Raw genomic sequence first — 20,600 nt, forward strand, 5'->3', positions numbered from 1 at the left:
TGGGCCGGGGTGAGGGGTGGCGGGTGGTCGCGCGCGTCAGCGGCGCGACCAGCCCCGCTCCGCCTCGGTCAGGCCGCCCCAGATGCCGTACCGCTCCGGGAGGGCCGAGGCGGCCTCCCGGCACTGCTGTGCGACCGGGCAGGACGTGCAGATGTTCTTGGCGATCTGCTCCCTGGCCCGCAGCGTGCTGCCGCGGCCCTCGGGGTAGAAGAGGTCGGTGTCCATGCCCCGGCAGGCGGCGTACGCCCGCCATGCGTCCCGCAGCTCGAACCAGTCCTCTGCGTACGTGTTCATGTGGTCGGCCAATGCGGTCATGCGGCCAGTTCCCCCTTCGCCGTCGTGTCGAGTGGATCAGGGCCTTTGATCGACAAGACAGAGATCGGGGTCGGCTATGACGCGCCTGACGAAGAATTTCTCGAGGAATTTCTGCGCCGCGGACGAACCGGATGAAAGGGCCGTGCGAACCGGTCGGGAACGCCGGAAATAGGACCGGCCCGGTGAGCTCCCATTCAGGGGCTCACCGGGCCGGTGCCGGGCTGCGCGTCGCTACGGCTGGATGTACCGGAACTGCTGGTTGATGCCGTTGTGGGACGGGAAGAGGATCACCCGGCCGTCAGGGGCGACCTGCTCGATGTCGAGCACGAAGTTGTGGTACTTCACGCTCTTGATCTGCTGGGCCGCCGACGTCTCGGGGTCGAGGTTCCACTGCTGGCTGTTGCTGTCGTCGCACTCGGTGAGGACGACCGCGTCGATGGGGTGGACGCCGTCGAGGCACTGGCCGGTCGCGCGCCAGATGATCGTGCCATCGCCGGGGACCTCCCAGCCGCGGCTGGGCGCGTCGGCGCAGTCGCCGGCCCGGGGCACGCCGCCGTCGACGACGATGCAGCGGGTGCCGGCCTCGCCGAGGTCGATCTCGAACCGGCCGGCCCGCACGACCTCGAGCGTGGCGGCGTCGGTGGTCACCGTGCCGATCTCGTTGGTGAAGACGGCGCGGTAGCGCGTGTGGTCGTCCTCGAGCGTGACGCCGGTGCGGGTCAGCGTGGCGTCGGGGCCGGTGCCGGTGGCGTCGGGGACCGGGGTCCACGGGCCGTCGGCGGACGTGGCGCTCTCCCAGGCCCAGGTGGCCTCGGGGTTGGCCGACGCGCTGGCGGTGAACTCGACGTCGTCGCCGGGGCCGGCCTCGACCGACTCGGGCTGCTCGGTGATCTCCGGCTCCCAGTGCACGGTGAGCGTGGCCGGCTCGGACGTCGCCTCGCCGACCTCGTTGGTGAACACCGCGCGGTACTGATAGCCGTCGCGGTCGGAGCCGACGCCGGTCAGCTCGAGCGTCGACGTGACGCCCTCCTGGCGGTCCATCGCGAGCGTCGGGTCGGGCGCGCCCCACTCGCCGCCCGGCGCGCGCACCTGCCAGGTGATGGTCATGGCGGCCGGGTTGGCGACGGCGGTCGCCTCGAACACGGCGGTGCCGCCCTCGACGACCGTGACGTTCTCGGGCTGCCCCTCGATGGCCGGCGGGTACTGCACCGTGATGACGGCCGGCTCGGTGGTGATGGTGCCGAGCGGGTTCGTCGCCTTGACGCGGTACAGGCGGCCGTCGATGTCGCGGCCGGGCTCCTCGATGACCAGCGTGTCGGTGGTGGCGCCGGCGACGTCGACCCAGTCTTCCTCGGCCGGGACGTCGGGCACGTCCTGCTCGTCGGTGACCTCGTCGTCGGCGCGGTTCTCGCCGGAGTCGGCGTACGGCGTACCGCCCGTCGTCGGCGCGAACATGAACCTCGGCGCGGACTTCTGCGCGACCGCCGTCGACGCCGGCTGCTCGCCGGACGTCTCGGACGGCGGTTCGGCGTACTGCCACTGCAGGTCGGGCGGCGGGTTGCCGGACACCTCGACCGTCAGCACCACCGGCTCGCCCGCCACGACGACCGGGTTCGACGGCGGCTGCTGCTCGACGGCCGGCGGCTGCTCGGCCGGCGTCTCGGTGGGGTCGGGCGTCGGCTCCTGGGTCGGCTCTTCCGTGGGCTCGCTGGTCGGCGTCTCGGACGGCTGCGACGGCTCGACCTCGGGCTGGTCGGCCGGCGGGTCGTCCTCGGCCGGCGGCTCCGGCTCGTCCTCGGGAGTGTCGGCGACCGGCTGGTCGGCGGGCGGGTCCTCGGCGGGCGGGTCCTCGGCGGGCGGGTCCTCGGCCGGTGGGTCCTCGGCCGGTGGGTCCTCGGCGGGCGGGTCCTCGGCCGGCGGGTCCGGCTCGGCGCTGACGGACGGCGCGGCGGCCGGCGGGTCGGCGGGGTCGTCGTTGCCGGTCAGCGCCAACGCCGCGACGATGATGGCGGCGGCGGCCGCGACGGCGCCACCGGCGGCCGCGAACTGCCGGGCCTGCTTGCCCCAGGTGGCCGGCGACAGGAACGCCAGCACGCCGCCGCCCGCGGCGCCGGCACCGGCCGCCACCGCACCGGCGGCGACGCCGGCGGCCGGCAGCAGCAGGGCGGGCCAAAGGATGCCGCGCATGTCGGACACGAGGAGCAACAGCTCGTCGCGCCGCTCGCGGCAGTGCGTGCAGGTGGAGAGGTGGGCGCTCATCTCGCGGGTGTCGTGCGCCGACAGCGTGCCGCGGACGTACGACGCGATCTTCGGCGCGTACGGCCGGCAGTCGGGCTGGACCTCCGCGGACAGGTTCACCGCCAGGTAGGCCTGCCGCAGGCCCTCGCGGGCGCGGTAGGCCAGGGCGGCGACGGCGTTGGCGGAGCTGCCCAGCGCGGGCGCCAGCGACGCCGGCGAGCGGCCCTCGATCTCGGTGTGCCACAGCACCTGCTGCCACCGCTCGGGCAGCGTCTCGAACGCGTCGCGGACCAGCCGGCGGTCGGTCGAGCGGGCCATCGCGTCGTCGGTGTGCGGCAGTATGTCGAGGATGGACGGGTCGGTCTGCGAGCCGTCGCGCTGCGAGCTGCGGTGGCGGTCGATGGCCAGCCGCCGCACCACCGTCTTGAGGTACGGGGCGAACTCGAGGTCGGGACCGCCGCCCTCGCGCAGCCGGGTGAGGCAGCGGGTGAACGCCTCGGCGACGACGTCCTGCGCCTCGTCGCTGTTGTTCGTGACGATTCGGGCGACCTTCGACGCATCGTCGACATGCCGACGGTACAGCTCGTCGTAGGCGCCCATGTCGCCTTCGCGCGTGCGCGCTATGAGCTGTTCGTCGCTGGCGGCGTCTGCTGGAATCGTCACCTGATCTCGCTATCCCGGTTACACCCAGGCAGCTCAGTCCAGGGAACCACTCCCTGAATGACGCAACCCGGACGGCCTGCTCTCATGATCGACACTAGCCCCCCCAAGCAGCCCAGTCACGAGTTCAGGCAATCGTGCCCTGGAGTCCGGGACAGCGAAGACGTCGACCCGCACATGTGCTGTGCTCAGTTCACCGGTTTCGACCGCCTTCGTCAAGGTGATCCGCTCGACCCGTGCCTGCGCATCGTCTGGTACGAGGGCCACGGCCATCGTCGTGCCGACCTGGCTCAGCGTCGCGGTGGGCCGGACGCGCGACCGCAGCGCCGACGCCGCCTGCAGCACGCGGGCTATCCGCCGCCATGGGCCGTCCGCCGGATCCCACCGCATGACGAGCAGGACCAGGGCCATGGGCTCGATCCCGGACAGCCGGTCGAGCTCGTGCACGCGCCCGTAGAGATAGCCGGCGGTGTGCAGCCCGGAGAGCGGATCGAGGCCGGGCGAGCCCCGCTCGGCGGCCACCGCGTCGACCCAGGCGTCGACCAGCCGGTGCCGCGCCGTCAGCCGTGCGAGTGGGGCGCCGGCCGACGTCTCGAGCACGTCCCACAACTCGTCCACCTCGTCCAGCAGACAGGTGAGGTCGTGGGTCGTGGTGGCGCGCTCCCAGGCGAACACCGTCAGGCCGTGCGCGATGTCGTCCGCGTTGGGCACGTCGGCCGTCAACGCGTCCACCACCGCTTCGACGCCGGGCGGAGGCGACTCCCCGGTCGTCTCCTCCGCCCGGCTCGCAGATGTGGGTCCGTCGTCGCCCGCGCTCGCCGGCACCGGCCGCTCCAGCCAGGCTGCCAGCAACGATGTCACCGGAACCTCGTCGTGGTTGAACATCGTCATCCTCGGAACTCCCCGTTCTCGCGCAGGCTTCGTCCGACCCTTCTCCCACCACGACGGCGGCCGGGCCGGATCATGACGCGGGATCGGGAAGAATTTCTCCGCCGCCCCCGACCGCACCGCCCAGGCTGTCGGATCGGTATGTCAGGCTGACCCTTGTGCCTGACCGCATGGTGCGAATGACCCGCTGGCTGACCGACGTCCGCCAGCGCTTCGCGCAAGCCGCGGCCGGTCAGCAGGCCCCGCCGCCCGACGGCGCACCGCGTTCGCTGGGTGAGGCGGTCGCGTCCGCCGCGGCGTCCGAGCCCGGCCCCGTTCCGCCGCCGCCCTCGTCAGAGCCCGCGCCGCGGCCTCCCGAGACCCACCCGGTGCCGAAGGTGGTCCGCGACGCCGCCGAGTGGAGCTGGCGGCTGATCCTCATCGCCGCGGCGGTCGCCGGCGTGGGCTGGCTCGCGTGGGAGCTGCGGGTCGTGATCTTCCCGCTGGTGGCCGGCCTGCTGCTGGCCGCCGGGCTGCAGCCGCTGGTCCGCCGGCTGCGCATGGCTGGCTGGGCGCGCGGCCCCGCGGCCGCCGTCGTCTTCGTCGGGTTCCTGCTCGTCGTGGTCGGGTCGCTGACACTGGTCGGCAACGCCGTCGGCGGCCAGTTCCAGGACGTCGTCGACCAGGCCGAGGAGGGCCTGCAAGAGATCCGCAACTGGTTGTCCGGGCCGCCGTTCAGCATCGACGAGGCACAGCTCGACAGCTACATCGACCGCGCCGTCAACGTCTTCCAGGACGACAGCTCCGTCACCGAGCAGGCCGCCACCGCCGCCACCGTCGCCATCGAGATCCTGGTCGGGCTGGCACTGGCGCTGTTCGCGCTGATCTTCTTCCTGTACGACGGCGAGCGCATCTGGACGTGGGTCGTGCGGCTGTTCCCGGCGCGGACCCGGGCGCGCGCGGCGGCCGCCGGCGACGTCGCCTGGCTGACGCTCGGGCAGTACATCCGCGGCACGGTGCTGGTGGCGCTGTTCGACGCCGTCGCCATCACGGTCCTGCTGTTCATCCTGCAGGTGCCGCTGGCGCTGCCGCTCGGCGTACTGGTGTTCTTCGGCGCGTTCGTGCCGCTGATCGGCGCATTCGTCACCGGGACGGTGGCCGTGCTGGTGGCGTTGGTGACGCAAGGGCTGCTGATCGCCATCGTCGTGCTGGCCGGCCTCATCGTCGTGCAGCAGGTCGAGAGCAACGTGTTCCAGCCGTTCATCCTCGGCCGCATGGTGCGCGTCCACCCGCTGGCCGTGGCGGTCGCCGTCGCCATCGGGACGCTGGCCGGCTCGATCATCGGCGCGATCATCGCGGTGCCGATCATCGCGCTGGTCAACACCGTCGGCAGCTACCTGGCGTCGACCCGGGAACGGCCACCACCGGTCGCGCCGGGCTGAGCCAGCGCGCGCAGCGCGGCGGCGAGGTCGGCCGCCGACGGCGCCGCCGCGGGATCGATCAGCCACTGCAGCACCATGCCGTTGATCAGGCACAGTGCCATCGAGCCGACGGTGCGCGCCGTCTCGTCGTCGATGGCCGAAGGGTCCCGCTCGTACACCAGCGCCGCGAGCTCGCGCCGCGTCTCCGCGTACGTGCGGGCGAGGTCGTCGCGCAGCTGGGGTGCGTACTCGAACTGGGCGATGGCCTGCAGGCTGGCCACCATCATCGGGCGGTTGCCGTCCTGCCCGCTCTGCAGCCCGGCGAGGAACGCCTCCAGCCGGTCCAGCGGGGTGTCACCGGAGCGCGCCTGCATGGCCGCCTCGATGTGGTTGTCCCAGTGGTCGAACGAGTCGATGATCGCGGCGTTGAGCAGGGCGTCCTTCGAGCCGAAGTGGTAGCCGATGGAGGCCAGGTTGGTGCCGGACTCGGCCACCAGGTCGCGGGCGGTGATGTGGGCGAAGCCCTTCTCCGCCAGCAGCCGTTGCGCCGCGGCGAGCAGCTCCTCGCGGTGTCCCATGGGCCCAGTGTAGACGGAAATCTATACGCCCGTCATAGACATATGTATAAGACATTTGTATAGTCCCGATCATGACCGAGATCGCTGAGCGGGCCGGCCGCCGGGAGTGGGTGGGCCTCGTCGTCCTCACCATCCCGGCGCTGCTGGCGTCGATGGACCTGTCCGTGCTGTTCATGGCGGCGCCCTGGCTGAGTGCCGATCTGGAGCCCAGCGGCACGCAGCTCCTGTGGATCATGGACGTCTATGGCTTCCTGATGGCCGGGCTGCTCATCACCATGGGCTCGCTGGGCGACCGCATCGGGCGCCGCCGGCTGCTGCTTGCCGGCGCCGTGGCGTTCGGCGCGGCGTCACTGCTGGCGGCCTACGCGACCACCCCGGAGACGCTGATCGCGGCCCGGGCGCTGCTCGGGATCGGTGGCGCGACGCTGGCGCCGTCGACCCTGTCGCTGATCCGCGGCATGTTCCACGACCCGAACCAGCGGCGGGCCGCCATCGGGGTGTGGACCGCGGCCTTCACCGGCGGCGTGGCCGTCGGGCCGATCATCGGCGGGCTGCTGCTCGAGCACTTCTGGTGGGGTTCGGTGTTCCTGATCAACCTGCCCGTCATGGTGCTCCTGCTGATCGTGGGGCCGCTGCTGCTGCCGGAGTCGCGCAACCCCGGGCACGGCGGCATCGACGTCGCCAGCGCCGTGCTGTCACTGGCCGCGGTGCTCCCGGTGATCTACGGCATCAAGGAGATCGCGGCCGACGCGGCCGTCTCGGCGCTCGCCGTGGCCGCGATCGTCGCGGGCGTGGTCCTCGGCGTCGTCTTCGTCCGGCGCCAGCGGTCCCTGGACGACCCGATGATCGACGTCCGGCTGTTCCGCAGCCCGGCCTTCAGCGCCGCCGTCGTGACCAACGCCGCCGTGACGTTCGGCACCGCGGGCATGGGGGCGATCGCCGTCCAGTACGTGCAGGTGGTGCTCGGCATCCGGCCGTTCACCGCGGCACTGTGGATGCTGCCGACCGTCGGCGGCACCATCGTCGGCATCGCCGTGGCGAACCTGCTGGCGCGCCGCATCGCGCCGGGCGTCGTCGTCGGCATCGGGGCCGCGGTGGCCGCGCTGGGCTTCGCGCTGGTGGCCATGACCGTCGAGGTCGACTCCGCCGTGGGTGTCGTCATCGCCTGCTACACGGTCCTCGTGTCCGGTGTCGGCATGGCGGCCAGCCTGGTCATCGACCTGATCCTCGGGTCGGCGCCGCCCGAGCGCTCCGGTTCGGCCGCGGCCACCTCGGAGACCGCCGGCGAGCTGGGCGCCGCCACCGGCATCGCGGTCCTCGGCAGCGTCGCGGTGGCGGTGTACGGCGACTCGTTGCGTCAGTCCGTCGACGGCGCGACGGAAGCGGCGACCGGGTCGCTGGGCGGGGCGGTCGCGGTGGCCGACACGCTGCCCGCGGGCGAGGCGGAGGCGCTGCTGGAGGCGGCTCGGGTGGCGTTCACCGAGGGGTTCACCGTCACGGCCGCCGTCGGGGCGGTCGTGCTGGCGATCGTCGCGCTGACCGCCACGGTCGCGCTGCGGCGCCGGCCGGTCGCCGTCGCCGTTCCGGAGTGATTCAGCCCGCCGCGCCCAGGCGGGCGAGGACGTCGTCGTGGAGGGGGCCGTTGGTGGCCAGGGCGTCGGTGCCGAGCGGGCCGGGGTCGCCGGCGAGGCTGGTGAAGCGGCCGCCGGCCTCCTCGACGACGATCGAGGGGGCGGCCATGTCGTGCAGGGCCAGCTGCGGCTCGGTCGCGATGTCGACGGCACCGTCGGCGAGCAGCATGTACGACCAGAAGTCGCCGTAGGCGCGGGTGCGCCAGCAGGCGCGGGTGAGGTCCAGCAGGTTCGGCAGCAGGCCGCGCTCTTCCCAGCCGCCGAGCGACGAGAACGAGAGCGACGCCCGCTCCAGCGTCGACACGTCCGACACCCGGCAGCGGGTCGCCGATGACAGCGACCGGCCGGTGTACGAGCCGGTCCCGCGCGCCGCCCACCAGCGCCGGCCCAGCGCGGGCGCCGACACGACGCCGGCGACGACCTGGTCCTCGACCATCAGCGCGATCAGGGTGGCCCAGACCGGCACGCCGCGCAGGTAGTTCTTGGTGCCGTCGATCGGGTCGATGACCCAGCGGCGCGCACCGTAGCCGCCGGCGCCGAACTCCTCGCCGACGACGGCGTCGCGGGGGCGCGCCCGCCCGAGGGTGCGGCGGATCGCCTCCTCGGTCGCCTTGTCCGCGTCGGTGACGGGGGACTGGTCGGCCTTGGTCTCGACCCGCAGGTCGGGAGCCCGATAGCGGGACATCGTCTGCGAGTCGGCGTCGTCGGCCAGGACGTGAGCGAAGCGGATGTCGTCGTCGTGGGCCACGATCGGCCAACCTACACGCTGAGGGGTGTCTGACGGGTCCATGGACCGTCGGACACCCGTCAATCCCCGACCTGACGGTCACGGCTGGCCAGCAGGCGGCGGTACGACGCCAGGCGGTCCGGGTCGACGCGGCCGGCCGCCAGCGCGGCGTCGAGCCCGCACTCCGGTGCGCCGTCGGCGTGGGTGCAGCCGCGGGGGCAGTCCTCGGTCTCGGCGGCGAGGTCGGGGAAGGCGAGGATGAGCCGGTCCGGGTCGACGTGAGCGAGCCCGAACGAACGGATGCCCGGGGTGTCGATGACCCAGCCGCCGCCCGGCAGCGGCAGCGCGACCGCGCTGGTCGACGTGTGCCGGCCTCGCCCGGTGACGACGTTGACCCGCCCGGTGGCGCGGTCGGCACCCGGGACCAGCGCGTTCACCAGTGTCGACTTGCCGACGCCGGAGTGGCCGATCAGGACGGTGACGTGGTCGCGCAGGTACTCGGCCACCTCGCGGACGTCTGTCGCCTCGGTGCCCGGCGACCGGCGCGCCACGACGGCGGGGACCTGCAGCGGTGCGTACGCGTCGACCAGTGGCGCGGGGTCGGCGAGGTCGGCCTTGGTGATGCAAAGCAGCGGCTCGATGCCGGCGTCGAACGCGGCGACCAGGGCGCGGTCGATCAGCCGCGGCCGGGGTTCGGGGTCGGCGACGGCGGTGACGATGAGGAGCTGGTCGGCGTTGGCGACGATGACCCGCTCGACCGGATCGTCGTCGTCGGCGCTGCGCCGCAGCACTGTCGTGCGCTTCTCGACCCGGACGATGCGGGCCAGCGCGCCGGTCTGGCCGGACACGTCGCCGACCAGGCCGACATGGTCGCCGACCACGACGGCCTTGCGGCCCAGCTCGCGTGCGGTCATGGCCGTGACGGTGTGCCCGTCGGGCTCGACGACGCAGGTGTAGCGGCCGCGGTCGACGGCGATGACCAGGCCCGACCTGGCGTCGGCATGAGCCGGCCGGAGCTTGCTGCGCGGGCGCGAGCCGCGGCCGGGGCGGACCTTGACGTCGCGCTCGTCGTAGGACGAGGCGGCGGTCCGCCGGGCCATCACGCCGTCGGCTCGCCGAGCAGGGCGGCCCACATGCCGGGGAAGTCGGCCAGCGTCTTGGCGGTGGTCGCGATGTCCTCGACCTCGACGCCCGGCACGACCAGCCCGAGGACGGCGCCGGCCTGCGCCATGCGGTGGTCGGCGTAGCTGTGGAACACGCCCGCGTGCAGCGGCACCGGCCGGATGTCGAGGCCGTCGGCGGTCTCGGTGACGTCGCCGCCCAGCCCGTTGATCTCCGCGGCCAGCGCCGCCAGCCGGTCGGTCTCGTGCCCGCGCAGGTGGGCGATGCCGCGCAGGTGCGACGGCGTGGTGGCGACGGCGGCCAGTGCCGCCAGGACGGGGGTCAGCTCGCCGACGTCGTGCAGGTCGGCGTCGAGGCCGAGCACCGTGCCGCCGCCGCGCACTGTCAGCACGCCGTTGCCGGACAGCGACACGTCGGCGCCCATCTGAGCCAGCAGGTCGCGCAGCTCCGCACCCGGCTGCGTGGTCGACGCGGGCCAGCGCGGCACCCGGACCGTCCCGCCGGTCAGCACGGCGGCGGCCAGGAACGGCGCTGCGTTGGAGAGGTCGGGCTCGACCACGGTGTCGACGGCCCGGACGACGCCCGGCTCGACCCGCCAGGTGTTCGCCGTGGCGTCGTCGACCTCGACGCCGCGCTCGCGCAGCAGGCCCACCGTCATGTCGATGTGCGGCTGCGACGGGACCGGCTTGCCGTCGTGGTGGACGGTGACGCCCTTGTCGTAGCGCGGCGCGGACAGCAGCAGCCCGCTGACGAACTGTGACGACGCCGACGCGTCGATGGTGACGTCGCCGCCGGGGACCGCGCCGGCGCCGGCGACGGTGAACGGCAGCAGGCCGCGGCCGTCGTCGTCGATGCTGACGCCGAGCGCCCGCAGCGCGTCGAGCACGGTGCCCATGGGCCGCTTGCGGGCGTGCGGGTCGCCGTCGAACCGGACGTCACCGGCGGCCAGCGCCGCGACCGGCGGGACGAACCGCATGACGGTGCCGGCCAGGCCGGTGTCGACGGCGGTGTCGCCGCGGAACGGCGCGGGCGTGACGCGCACGTCGTCACCGTCGGCCACGATGCCGGTGCCCAGCGCGTGCAGCGCGTCGATCATCAGCCGGGTGTCGCGCGCCAGCAGCGGGTGCCGCACCAGCGACGGGGCGTCGGCGAGCGCGGCGAGCACGAGCGCGCGGTTGGTGATGGATTTGGACCCGGGCAGCTCGATGGTCGCGTCGACCGGCGTGACGGCGGTCGGTGCAGGCCAGAGCGGGGCGGTGGTGTCGGTCATCGGGCACCCAGCCTATCGGGTGCCCCGACGACCGACCTCCGAGATCTAGCTGTTGTCGACCCAGTCGAAGGTCTTCGTGACGGCCTTCTTCCAGGTGCGGTAGATCTTCTCGCGGTGGGCGTCGTCCATGTCGGGGTCCCACTGCTTGTCCTGCGCCCAGTTGGTGCGGATGTCGTCCTCGCTGCCCCAGAACCCGGTCGCGAGGCCCGCCGCGTACGCCGCGCCGAGCGCCGTCGTCTCCGCGACGACCGGCCTGATGACCGGGACGCCGAGGATGTCGGCCTGGAACTGCATGAGCAACTCGTTGGCGACCATGCCGCCGTCGACCTTCAGCGACGTCAGCGCCACGCCGGAGTCGGCGTTCATGGCGTCGATGACCTCGCGGGACTGGAAGGCCGTGGCCTCCAGGACCGCGCGGGCGATGTGTCCCTTGTTGACGAATCGGGTGAGCCCGACGATCGCCCCCCGGGCGTCGGAGCGCCAGTACGGCGCGAACAGACCGGAGAACGCCGGGACGAAGTACGCCCCGCCGTTGTCGTCGACGCTGCGCGCCAGCGGCTCGATCTCGGGCGCCGCGCCGATGATGCCGAGGTTGTCGCGCAACCACTGCACCAGCGAGCCGGTGACCGCGATGGAGCCCTCCAGCGCGTAGACGGCGGCGTTGTCGCCGATCTTGTAGCAGACGGTGGTGAGCAGGCCGTTCTCGCTCATCACCTTCTCCGTCCCGGTGTTCAGCAGGACGAAGTTGCCGGTGCCGTAGGTGTTCTTCGCCTCGCCCGGCGACAGGCAGGCCTGGCCGAACGTGGCCGCCTGCTGGTCGCCGAGGATCCCGGCGACCGGGACGCCGCCCAGCGCGCCGCGCTCGCGGATGTTGCCGTACACCTCCGACGACGACCGGATCTCCGGCAGCATCGACAGCGGGATGCCCATGTCGGCCGCATGGTCCTCGGCCCACGACAAGGTGTCGAGGTCCATCAGCATGGTGCGCGAGGCGTTGGTCGGGTCGGTGTAGTGCAGCCCGCCGTCCGGACCGCCCGTGGCGTTCCACAACACCCAGGTGTCCATGTTGCCGAACAGCAGGTCGCCGGCCTCGGCCTTGGCCCGGGCGCCCTCGACGTTGTCGAGGATCCAGTTCACCTTCGGGCCGGAGAAGTACGTCGCGAGCGGCAGGCCGGTCCGGGCGCGATACCGGTCCGGTCCGCCGTCCTTGCCCAGCTCGTCGACGATGCGATCGGTGCGGGTGTCCTGCCACACGATCGCGTTGTAGACCGGCTTGCCGGTCGTGCGGTCCCAGACGACGGCCGTCTCGCGCTGGTTCGTGATGCCGACGGCCACGATGTCGTTGGTGACGAGGTCCCGCTTGGCCAGTGCGCCCGCGCAGACCTCACGGGTGTTCTGCCAGACCTCTTCCGGATCGTGCTCCACCCAGCCGGCCTGCGGGAAGATCTGCCGATGCTCCCGCTGGTCGACGGAGACCACCCGCCCGGAGTGATCGAAGATCATGCACCGGGTGGATGTGGTCCCCTGATCGATGGCGGCTACGTACTGAGTCATCCCTTCTCCTCACATCGTCGTTCGGGGGCAGGCAGTATCCGGGGACAGGCGATCAGTAGATCGCCCTGGCGAGCAGGGCGCCGAGGATGCCGCCGATGATCGGGCCCACGATCGGCACCCAGGCGTAGCCCCAGTCGCTCGGGCCCTTGCCCCTGATCGGCAGCAGGAAGTGCGCGATGCGGGGGCCGAGGTCACGGGCCGGGTTGATGGCGTAGCCGGTCGGGCCACCGAGAGAGGCGCCGATGCCGACGACCAGGAGGGCGACGGGCAGCGGGCCGAGGTCGGCCGGCGAGTTGCCGAACGAGAAGATGACGAACAGCAGGACGAAGGTGCCGACGACCTCGGTGATGGTGTTCCACAGCGGGTTGCGGATCTGCGGGCCGGTCGAGAACACGCCGAGCTGCTTGCCCTTGTCCTCTTCGGCGTCGAAGTGCTGCTTGAACGCCAGCCAGCAGACCACGGCACCGACGAACGCTCCGGCGAACTGCGCGAGCAGGTAGGCCGGCACGTCGGACCACTCGGTGGTGCCTTCGACCGCCATGCCGATCGTCACGGCGGGGTTGATGTGGGCGCCGGAGTCGAACGCCACGTACACGCCGGCGAAGACCGCGAGGCCCCAGCCGAAGTTGATGAGCAACCAGCCGCCGCCGAGTCCCTTGCTCTGCGTGAGGATCGCGGTCGCCACCACGCCGCAACCCAACAGGGTCAGCATGGCGGTGCCGAGGAACTCGGGCTGGAAGATGTCGCCGAAACTCAGGTCCATGTGAACCTCCGCTTCCGTTGACGACAACGGCCGTGGCGTCCCCGGTGTCCCGGCTGGTCTCGGCAACGTTGCCAAGGGTCTCTTCGGAACTTACTGGTGCGTAGAGCAACTGTCTACGTTCTCCGCGACCTGAGCGGGTAGCGTGTTGCGGGGTGCCGCTGACGGGTCGTGCCGACATGTCGAGCCTTGGCGGCATTCGACCGCTTTATGCGCTCTGAGCTGCAAGGAGACGTGATCGACGTGACCGGTGACAGCGCGCGGCCCGAGACCGCCGGCCTGAGCAGCCGGCTGGGGCCGCAGGCCCGGCAGGACAACTGGGACCGGCTCGGCTCCGAGCACTTCGACGTCGTCGTCATCGGCGGCGGCGTGGTGGGCACCGGCGCCGCGCTCGACGCCGTCACCCGCGGGCTGCGGGTGGCGCTGGTCGAGGCGCGCGACTTCGCCGCCGGCACGTCCAGCCGGTCGAGCAAGCTGTTCCACGGCGGCCTGCGCTACCTCGAGCAGTTCGAGTTCGGCCTGGTGCGCGAGGCGCTGCACGAGCGCGAGCTCATGCTCACCCGCATCGCGCCGCACCTGGTCAAGCCGGTGAGCTTCCTCTACCCGCTCAAGCACCGCTGGTGGGAGCGCCCGTACACCGCGGCCGGCCTGCTCATGTACGACACCATGGGCGGCGCCCGCTCGGTGCCGGGCCAGAAGCACCTCACCCGGGCCGGCGCGCTGCGGCTGTTCCCCGGCCTGCGCCACGACGCGCTGATCGGCGGCGTCCGCTACTACGACGCCCAGGCCGACGACGCCCGCCACACCCTCACCGTCGCCCGCACCGCCGCCCACTACGGCGCCGTCGTACGGTCGTCGACGCAGGTCATCGCGTTCCTGCGCGAGGCCGACCGCATCACCGGCGTCCGTGTCCGCGACGTCGAGACCGGCGCCGAGCAAGAGGTCCCCGCCGACGTCGTCGTCAACGCCACCGGCGTCTGGACCGACGAGATGCAGCGGCTGGCCGGCACCCGCGGCCGGTTCCGGGTGCGCTCCAGCAAGGGCGTGCACATCGTCGTCCCGCGCGACCGCATCGCCGCCGAGAGCGGGTTGATCCTGCGCACGGAGAAGTCGGTGCTGTTCGTCATCCCGTGGCGCAACCACTGGGTCATCGGCACCACCGACACCGACTGGACGTTCGACCTCGCCCACCCGGCGGCCACGAAGGCCGACATCGACTACATCCTCGAGCACGTCAACTCCGTCCTGGCCACGCCGATCACCCACGACGACATCGAGGGCGTGTTCGCGGGGCTGCGGCCGCTGCTGGCCGGTGAGAGCGAGCAGAGCTCGAAGCTGTCGCGCGAGCACGCGGTGGCCCGGCCGGCGCCCGGCATGGTCGCCATCGCCGGCGGCAAGTACACGACGTACCGGGTCATGGCCAAGGACGCCATCGACGCCGCCCGCACCGACCTGCGCGGCTGGATCCGCCCGTCCATCACCGACAAGGTGCCGCTCGTCGGCGCCGACGGCTACCACGCCCTCGTCAACCAGGTCGACCGGCTGGGCGAGGAGCACGGCGTCCACCCGCACCGCCTGCGGCACCTGCTCGACCGCTACGGCTCGATGGTGCACGAGGTGCTCGCGCTCGCCGACGGCCGCCCGGAACTGCTGCAGCCGATCCCCGGCGCCGCCGACTACCTCCAGGTCGAGGTCGTCTACGCGGTCACGCACGAGGCCGCCCTGCACGTCAGCGACGTGCTGACCCGGCGCACGCGCATCAGCATCGAGTACCCGCACCGTGGCCTCGACTCCTCCGAGGCGGTCGCCCGGCTGATGGCCGAGACCCTCGGCTGGGACGCGGCGACCATCGCCCGCGAGGTCGACGTCTACCGCAAGCGCGTCGAGGCCGAGCGCGCATCGCAGACCGAGCCCGACGATCAAGCGGCCGACGGCGTCCGGTCGTCCGCCCCCGAGTTCCGCCCCGGCGTCGCCGAACCCGTCGTCTGAGTCAGGGGAGCGGCCGGCGACCCAGCACCAGCCACACGGCGGCAGCACACACGGCGAACCCGGTCAGTGTGAGCATGCCGAGCTCGTCACCGAACATGAGCCACGCCCACACCGCGGTCGTCGGCGGCGTCAGGTAGAGCAGACTGCTCACCCGCGTCGCCCCGCTGCGGCGCAGCACCACCAGGTACGCCCCGTAGCCGCCGGCGGTCGACAGCGCCAGCACCCACACGACGGCCCACCAGAACCCGCCGGACTGCGGCACGGTCAGCCGCCCGAACACAGCCGCCTCCGCGGTGAAGGCGACGGCCGCGATCACGACGTGGGTGGTCAGCGAGGCGGCGATGCCGCCACCGGGCCGCCACCGCTGCTCCAGCACCGTCCCGGCCGACAGCGCCAGCATCCCGCCGACCGGCAGCAGGTACGTCCACGCCGACCCGCCGGCGCCGATGTCGTCCGCGACGACGATGCCGACGCCGGCCAGGCCGAGCCACAGTCCCAGCCGGGCGCGCACGCTGACCGCCTCGCCGAGCAGCCGGCGGGCCGCGGTGGCGACGACCAGCGGCTGCAGGGCCGCGATCAGCGCGGTCGTGCCGGCCGGGACGCCGAGGCCGATGCCGGTGACGACGCCGCCGAGGTAGAGCGTCTGCGCCAGCAGCCCGACGACGGCGTGCCGGCCGAGGTCGCGGCGGGCGAGGCGGACCAGCCGCGGGCCGACGACCGGCAGCAGGATCGCGGCGGCGATGAGGTAACGCCACGCCAGCATGGTGTCGGCGGGCGCATGCTCGGTGCCGAGCCGAGCGCCGATGAACCCGGAGCTCCAGAAGACGACGAGGGCGGCGGCCGCCGCGGCGTCCATGGCGGACGTGCGTGGGGGGAGCGTCGTGGTCGTCATACTGTCGATGTAAACATACCGGTCGGTATACTGTCAGTGTCCGGAAGGAGGGCGGCGATGGCACAGCGGCAACCGGGTGTGCTCACCCCGGCGGGGCAGCGGCTGCTCGACACCGCGAGCGCGCTGTTCTATCGGCACGGCATCCGCGCGGTCGGCGTCGACGCCATCGCGGCGGCGGCCGGCACCACGAAGAAGACGCTGTACGACCGGTTCGGTTCGAAGGATGCGCTGGTCGCGCTGTACCTGCGCCGCCGGTTCGAGCGGTGGAGCGCGTTTCTCGCCGGCTACCTCGACGAACACGCGCCTCGGCCGGGCCCGGACCGGGTGCTGGCGGTGTTCGACGCGCTCGCGGAATGGCAGCGCGACGCCGAGCGCGGGTGCGCGTTCGTCAACGCCTACGCCGAGATCGGCGGCACCGACCACCCGGGCGTCGCGGTGATCCGGACGGAGAAGGAGACCGTCCGCGAGCTCTACGTCCGCCTGGTCACCGAGGCCGGCGTGCCGCCCGCCGCGGCCACCGAGCTGGGGCTGCGGCTGGCGCTGCTGCACGAGGGCGGCCTGGTGACGATGACCGCCGGCGGGCAGCGCGACGCCCTGACGCACGCCCGCGCGGCCGCCGCCGACCTGCTGGCCGCCGCCCTGCGCTGACGCTCCGCGTCAGGACGTGACGCGGTGCTGCACCGAGCGCAGGCCGGCCTTGGCCTGGCCGGCGGTGGCCTTGGCGGCCAGCTTGGCCTCGCGCTTGGCCGTCTTCGTCGCCCGCTTCGCGTCCTTGGCCGCGCGCCGCGCCCGCCACGACAGCCCCGGCTTGCCCTCGGTGTCGACGCTGGCCAGCAGCAGCCCACCGGCGAGGCCGACGTTCTTCAGCGCCTGGACCCGCTGGGCGTTGCGAAGGTCGGGGTCCTCGATCGTCCAGAACGGGTGTCCCGCCCAGGTGGTCGGGACCAGTGAGGCGAGCAGCGCCACCGACGCCAGCCGGGGGACCCGGCCGGTGGCCAGCGCCAGCCCGGCCCCGATCTGCACGCCGGCGTTGAGGCGCACGAGCGTCTTCGGGTCCGTCGGCAGCTGCGGCGCCCGCTTCTGCAGCGTGGGGCCGAAACGGTCGGCGAACGTCGTGGCCGCCGCGAGGCCCGGCTCCGGGTCGCGCAGGCGCTGCGCGCCCTGGACGACGAAGATCGACGCGAGCATCGGGCGGGCGATCATACGGACGAGGCTCATACCCCTTGCCTACCACGAAACCCGCGCGTGCCGGTGCGAGGATGGACGTATGTGCGGACGGTACGCGGTCAGCCAGAGCGCCGACGACCTCGCCGACGAGTTCGGCGTCGAGCGGGACGAGGTGCGCGAGCGCCTCGACCCCGACTGGAACGTCGCGCCGACGAAGAAGGTCTACGCGGTGATGACCCGCGGCAAGAAGGACGAGCCCGACGTCGCGCCGGTGCGCCGGCTGCGGACGTTCCGCTGGGGCCTGGTGCCCTCGTGGGCCAAGGACATCGCCATCGGGAACCGCCTGATCAACGCCAGGGTCGAGACCGCGGCGGAGAAGCCGGCGTTCCGCAAGGCGTTCGCCCTACGCCGCTGCATCCTCCCGGCCGACGGCTTCTACGAGTGGCGCGGCGAGAAGGGCGACAAGCAGCCGTTCTACATCCACCCGAAGGACGGTTCGCTGGCCATGGCCGGGCTGTACGAGATCTGGCGCGACAAGAGCAAGCCCGAGGACGCCGACGACGCGTTCGTGTGGTCGGTGGTCATTCTCACCACCGACGCCACCGACGACGTCGGCCAGATCCACGACCGCATGCCCATGCTGGTCGAGGCCGACCACTGGGAGCGCTGGCTCGACCCCGCCACCACCGAGCCCGACGACGTCACGCGGCTGCTGACCCCGGCGGTCCCGGGCATCCTCGACGCCTACCCGGTGTCCACCGACGTCAACAAGGTCGGCAACAACGGGCCGCACCTCGTCGAGCCGGTGGAGCTCTGATGGCGCCGGTCCGGACCACGGCCGCCACCCCGATCGGCGAGGCGGCCTTCTGGACCGACGCCGCCGACGAGCCCCGGCTGCGGCTGGTGCTGGGGCACGGCGCCGGCGGCGGGCCGAACGCGGCCGACCTCGAGGCGCTGTCGCGCACGCTGCCGGCCGAGGGCGTCACCGTCGTCCGGTTCGAGCAGCCCTGGCGGCTGGCAGGCAAGAAGGTCGCGCCGCGCCCGCCGGTGCTCGACGAGGGCTGGCTGGCGGCGCTCGCGACGCTGCCGCGCGACGTGCCGCTGGTGCTCGGCGGACGCAGCTCCGGCGCCCGCGTGGCCTGCCGCACGGCCGCCGAGCTGGACGCCGCCGCCGTCGTCTGCCTGGCGTTCCCGCTGCACCTGCCCGGCAAGCCTCAGGCGTCGCGGCTGCCCGAGCTGACCGGCGCCGCCGAGAAGCTGCCGGTGCTGGTCGTGCAGGGTGAGCGCGACACCTTCGGCGGCCCGGACGAGTTCCCGCCCGGCCCGCATCAGCTGGTCACGATCCCCGGCGCCGACCACGGGATGCGGGTGCTCAAGGGCCATTCGCAGCGCGAGGCGATCGACGCCGTCGTGGCTGCTGTAGGGGCCTTCCTGGGCACCGTCGGGGAATGAACCGGGCGCCGTCGCCGTTGACGCCAGCGGAACAACCGAGTCATGGAGGTTCAGCTGACTGTGAGTGCGACGTGCTTGGAGCGACCGGTGTCCGCGGGCGCGGGAAGCGAGAGCCGTGAGACGTGGGAGGCCATGTCGCCGGTAGACTTGTCGGTGATGGCAGATCAGGAGAGTGACGAGCAGCGCACGCAGCGTTTCGAGCGCGATGCGTTGCCGTACCTCGACCAGTTGTACTCGGCGGCGCTGCGCATGACGCGCAACGCCAGCGATGCCGAGGACCTGGTCCAGGAGACGTTCGCGAAGGCCTATGCCTCGTTCCACCAGTTCAGGGAGGGAACGAACCTCAAGGCGTGGCTCTACCGCATCCTGACCAACACGTTCATCAACACGTACCGCAAGAAGCAGCGCGAGCCGCAGCAGAGCGCCACTGAAGAGATCGAGGACTGGCAGATGGCGCGGGCCGAGGCGCACACCTCGTCCGGCCTGCTCTCGGCCGAGGCCGAGGCGCTGGCGCACCTGCCCGACTCCGACGTGAAGAACGCCCTGCAGGAGATCCCCGAGGAGTTCCGCATCGCGGTCTACCTCGCCGATGTCGAGGGGTTCCCGTACAAGGAGATCGCCGACATCATGGGCACACCCATCGGCACGGTGATGTCGAGGCTGCACCGGGGCCGCCGTCAGCTGCGCGGGTTGCTCGAGGACTACGCCCGCGAGCGTGGGCTGGTGCCGAAGGTCACTCAGGAGGTCGGAGGATGAGCTGCAACGACGACGACGTCGACTGCGCTGAGGTTCTCGATCGGGTCTACGTGTTCTTCGACCGCGAGCTCGACGACCGCACCCTGACCTACGACGAGATCAAGGCTCATCTCGACGACTGTGAGCCGTGCCTGTCGACGTACGACATCGAGCGGGTCATCCGCGAGACGCTGGCCCGTGCGTGCGCCTGCGACCACGCGCCCGACGAGCTGCGGCTGAAGATCCGCGCTCGCATCCAGGAGGTCCGGGTGCAGATGACCCGGACGCCCTGACCACCGACTTCGCACAGACCAGAGCCCCGGCCCTGCATCGCAGGTGCCGGGGCTCGTCTTACGGGGCGCCTCAGGAGTTGGGGCGCTTGCCGTGGTTGGCGTTGCTCTTCTTGCGCGAACGGCGCTTGCGTGCCTTCTTGCCCATGGCGAGCTGACTCCTCTCCGGGTTCGGTGCTGCTGGCGGGCGAACCGCCGGGATCCGCGGGTGACGGCGAGGCCGTCAGGCGGTGACGCGCGGCGTTTCCGGCGCGGTACCGGCGGTCGCGTCGTCGTCCATTGTCGCACGACCGGCGGCCGGTTCCGGCGGCGGTGGCGGCTGGGTGGACTGCCGCGGCCGCGGCACGGGCCGCCGCTGGGGTCGTCGCGGCGCCTCGGTGCGCTCGGCGGCCGGCGCCGTACGCCGTCCGGTCAACGCCGTGGCCAGTGCGGCCGCGACCCCCGCGGCGACCGCGACGTCGCCCGGGCTGACCGCGCCGGGGAGGGGCGGGAACGCGACCGGGATGGTCTTGCCCAGCCACGGCAGCCGGCTGTCGTCGCCGGCGACGGTGACGACGCCCTCGTCGGGCCGCTCCGCGACCGTCGTCTCGACGCCGGCCCGCTGCTCGGCGGACGTGGACACCGGCATGCCGCCGTTGAGCAGGATGACCAGGCCGTTCGCGGCCAGGCCGAGCGCGATCAGCGACGCGCCGAAGTAGGAGCGGTTGAGCCAGGCGTAGAAGCCGAGCGTGAACCAGCACAGCGCCGTCATGACCGGCAGCAGCGGCTCCCAGACCCAGCTGCCGGCGACGCCGAGGGCGTACGCGCCCAGCGCGGTGAGGATGAGCCGGCTGCGCACCGGCGGCCGATCGCCCAGCCGGTGCAGCCGCCCGCCGCGTGCGTACCCTGCCGCCAGGCCGGCGGCCAGGGCGAGCAGGAGGAGCGCCATATCA

21 protein-coding genes are annotated in these 20,600 nt (G+C 72.6%); 8 read left to right on the forward strand and 13 right to left on the reverse strand.

Features of this window, described 5'->3' with window-relative positions; all coding sequences use genetic code 11:
* Positions 1-36: 36 nt before the first annotated feature.
* From BLV05_RS13170 to BLV05_RS13180, 3 genes are all read right to left on the reverse strand, one after another.
* Entirely contained in the window at positions 37-294 is a 258-nt protein-coding gene (locus tag BLV05_RS13170) for a WhiB family transcriptional regulator (protein ID WP_111256804.1), read from the reverse strand.
* 252 nt (positions 295-546) lie between these two features.
* A complete protein-coding gene (locus BLV05_RS13175; RefSeq protein WP_152690831.1) occupies positions 547-3,216 on the reverse strand; it encodes a sigma-70 family RNA polymerase sigma factor in 2,670 nt (889 codons plus the stop codon).
* 33 nt (positions 3,217-3,249) lie between these two features.
* Positions 3,250-4,104: a hypothetical protein gene (locus BLV05_RS13180; RefSeq protein ID WP_046769735.1), complete on the reverse strand. Its 855-nt coding sequence runs from the start codon at positions 4,102-4,104 to the stop codon at positions 3,250-3,252.
* A gap of 176 nt (positions 4,105-4,280) precedes the next feature.
* Between BLV05_RS13180 and BLV05_RS13185 the strand changes: the two genes are divergently transcribed.
* The gene (locus BLV05_RS13185) at positions 4,281-5,522 is read left to right on the forward strand and encodes an AI-2E family transporter (protein ID WP_052762623.1); all 1,242 of its coding nucleotides are present in this window, start codon (positions 4,281-4,283) and stop codon (positions 5,520-5,522) included.
* Here the strand turns inward: BLV05_RS13185 and BLV05_RS13190 are convergent.
* On the reverse strand, positions 5,474-6,079 hold the full coding sequence (locus BLV05_RS13190; RefSeq protein WP_046769733.1) for a TetR/AcrR family transcriptional regulator: 606 nt from the start codon (positions 6,077-6,079) through the stop codon (positions 5,474-5,476). The two genes, BLV05_RS13185 and BLV05_RS13190, sit on opposite strands and share 49 nt — an antisense overlap.
* 71 nt (positions 6,080-6,150) lie before the next feature.
* Here BLV05_RS13190 and BLV05_RS13195 point away from each other — a divergent pair, with 71 nt between their 5' ends.
* Positions 6,151-7,671 carry an MFS transporter gene (locus BLV05_RS13195; RefSeq protein WP_046769732.1) on the forward strand — a complete coding sequence of 507 codons (1,521 nt, stop codon included), beginning with the start codon at positions 6,151-6,153 and terminating at the stop codon, positions 7,669-7,671.
* Position 7,672: 1 nt separating this feature from the next.
* Here the strand turns inward: BLV05_RS13195 and BLV05_RS13200 are convergent, their stop codons facing one another.
* From BLV05_RS13200 to BLV05_RS13220, 5 genes are read right to left on the reverse strand one after another with little or no spacing between them, the layout of a single operon-like run.
* Positions 7,673-8,500 (reverse strand): inositol monophosphatase family protein, encoded by an 828-nt coding sequence (locus BLV05_RS13200; RefSeq protein ID WP_046769731.1) that lies wholly within the window; start codon positions 8,498-8,500, stop codon positions 7,673-7,675.
* A gap of 17 nt (positions 8,501-8,517) precedes the next feature.
* Positions 8,518-9,537: a ribosome small subunit-dependent GTPase A gene (gene rsgA / locus BLV05_RS13205; RefSeq protein ID WP_046769730.1), complete on the reverse strand. Its 1,020-nt coding sequence runs from the start codon at positions 9,535-9,537 to the stop codon at positions 8,518-8,520.
* Positions 9,537-10,829, reverse strand: coding sequence for a 3-phosphoshikimate 1-carboxyvinyltransferase (gene aroA, locus BLV05_RS13210; RefSeq protein WP_046769729.1), 1,293 nt, complete (start codon positions 10,827-10,829; stop codon positions 9,537-9,539). The genes rsgA and aroA overlap by 1 nt, the downstream gene beginning before the upstream one ends.
* Before the next feature lie 45 nt (positions 10,830-10,874).
* Positions 10,875-12,383, reverse strand: coding sequence for a glycerol kinase GlpK (glpK, locus tag BLV05_RS13215; protein ID WP_046769728.1), 1,509 nt, complete (start codon positions 12,381-12,383; stop codon positions 10,875-10,877).
* Between the two features lie 52 nt (positions 12,384-12,435).
* Positions 12,436-13,146: an MIP/aquaporin family protein gene (locus BLV05_RS13220; RefSeq protein ID WP_172860645.1), complete on the reverse strand. Its 711-nt coding sequence runs from the start codon at positions 13,144-13,146 to the stop codon at positions 12,436-12,438.
* A gap of 231 nt (positions 13,147-13,377) precedes the next feature.
* On the opposite strand from BLV05_RS13220, the gene BLV05_RS13225 reads away from it, so the two are divergent.
* A complete protein-coding gene (locus tag BLV05_RS13225; protein ID WP_046769727.1) occupies positions 13,378-15,132 on the forward strand; it encodes a glycerol-3-phosphate dehydrogenase/oxidase in 1,755 nt (584 codons plus the stop codon).
* A 1-nt stretch (position 15,133) separates the two neighbouring features.
* Here the strand turns inward: BLV05_RS13225 and BLV05_RS13230 are convergent, their stop codons facing one another.
* Positions 15,134-16,024, reverse strand: a complete 891-nt coding sequence (locus BLV05_RS13230) for a DMT family transporter (protein WP_063932575.1) — start codon at positions 16,022-16,024, stop codon at positions 15,134-15,136.
* Positions 16,025-16,081: 57 nt separating this feature from the next.
* On the opposite strand from BLV05_RS13230, the gene BLV05_RS13235 reads away from it, so the two are divergent.
* Positions 16,082-16,672 carry a TetR/AcrR family transcriptional regulator gene (locus BLV05_RS13235; protein ID WP_046769725.1) on the forward strand — a complete coding sequence of 197 codons (591 nt, stop codon included), beginning with the start codon at positions 16,082-16,084 and terminating at the stop codon, positions 16,670-16,672.
* Positions 16,673-16,681: 9 nt separating this feature from the next.
* Here BLV05_RS13235 and BLV05_RS13240 read toward each other — a convergent pair whose 3' ends face one another.
* Positions 16,682-17,242, reverse strand: a complete 561-nt coding sequence (locus BLV05_RS13240; protein WP_046769724.1) for a DoxX family protein — start codon at positions 17,240-17,242, stop codon at positions 16,682-16,684.
* A gap of 49 nt (positions 17,243-17,291) precedes the next feature.
* On the opposite strand from BLV05_RS13240, the gene BLV05_RS13245 reads away from it, so the two are divergent.
* The 4 genes from BLV05_RS13245 to rsrA all read left to right on the forward strand — a co-directional run bounded on the left by BLV05_RS13245 (position 17,292) and on the right by rsrA (position 19,671).
* Complete coding sequence (locus tag BLV05_RS13245) at positions 17,292-18,008, forward strand: SOS response-associated peptidase (RefSeq protein ID WP_046769723.1); 717 nt, start codon at positions 17,292-17,294, stop codon at positions 18,006-18,008.
* Positions 18,008-18,643 (forward strand): alpha/beta hydrolase family protein, encoded by a 636-nt coding sequence (locus BLV05_RS13250; RefSeq protein ID WP_052762622.1) that lies wholly within the window; start codon positions 18,008-18,010, stop codon positions 18,641-18,643. The genes BLV05_RS13245 and BLV05_RS13250 overlap by 1 nt, the downstream gene beginning before the upstream one ends.
* Before the next feature lie 132 nt (positions 18,644-18,775).
* Positions 18,776-19,399: a sigma-70 family RNA polymerase sigma factor gene (locus BLV05_RS13255; RefSeq protein ID WP_046769739.1), complete on the forward strand. Its 624-nt coding sequence runs from the start codon at positions 18,776-18,778 to the stop codon at positions 19,397-19,399.
* Positions 19,396-19,671 carry a mycothiol system anti-sigma-R factor gene (rsrA, locus tag BLV05_RS13260; protein ID WP_046769722.1) on the forward strand — a complete coding sequence of 92 codons (276 nt, stop codon included), beginning with the start codon at positions 19,396-19,398 and terminating at the stop codon, positions 19,669-19,671. Before BLV05_RS13255 ends, rsrA begins: the two co-directional genes overlap by 4 nt.
* A 70-nt stretch (positions 19,672-19,741) precedes the next feature.
* Here the strand turns inward: rsrA and BLV05_RS38600 are convergent, their stop codons facing one another.
* The gene (locus BLV05_RS38600) at positions 19,742-19,816 is read right to left on the reverse strand and encodes a 50S ribosomal protein bL37 (protein WP_407717019.1); all 75 of its coding nucleotides are present in this window, start codon (positions 19,814-19,816) and stop codon (positions 19,742-19,744) included.
* Positions 19,817-19,891: 75 nt separating this feature from the next.
* A complete protein-coding gene (locus BLV05_RS13265; protein ID WP_052762621.1) occupies positions 19,892-20,596 on the reverse strand; it encodes a DUF5317 family protein in 705 nt (234 codons plus the stop codon).
* Positions 20,597-20,600: the final 4 nt, after the last annotated feature.

It is taken from the genome of Jiangella alkaliphila (genome assembly GCF_900105925.1).
Classification (GTDB): domain Bacteria; phylum Actinomycetota; class Actinomycetes; order Jiangellales; family Jiangellaceae; genus Jiangella; species Jiangella alkaliphila.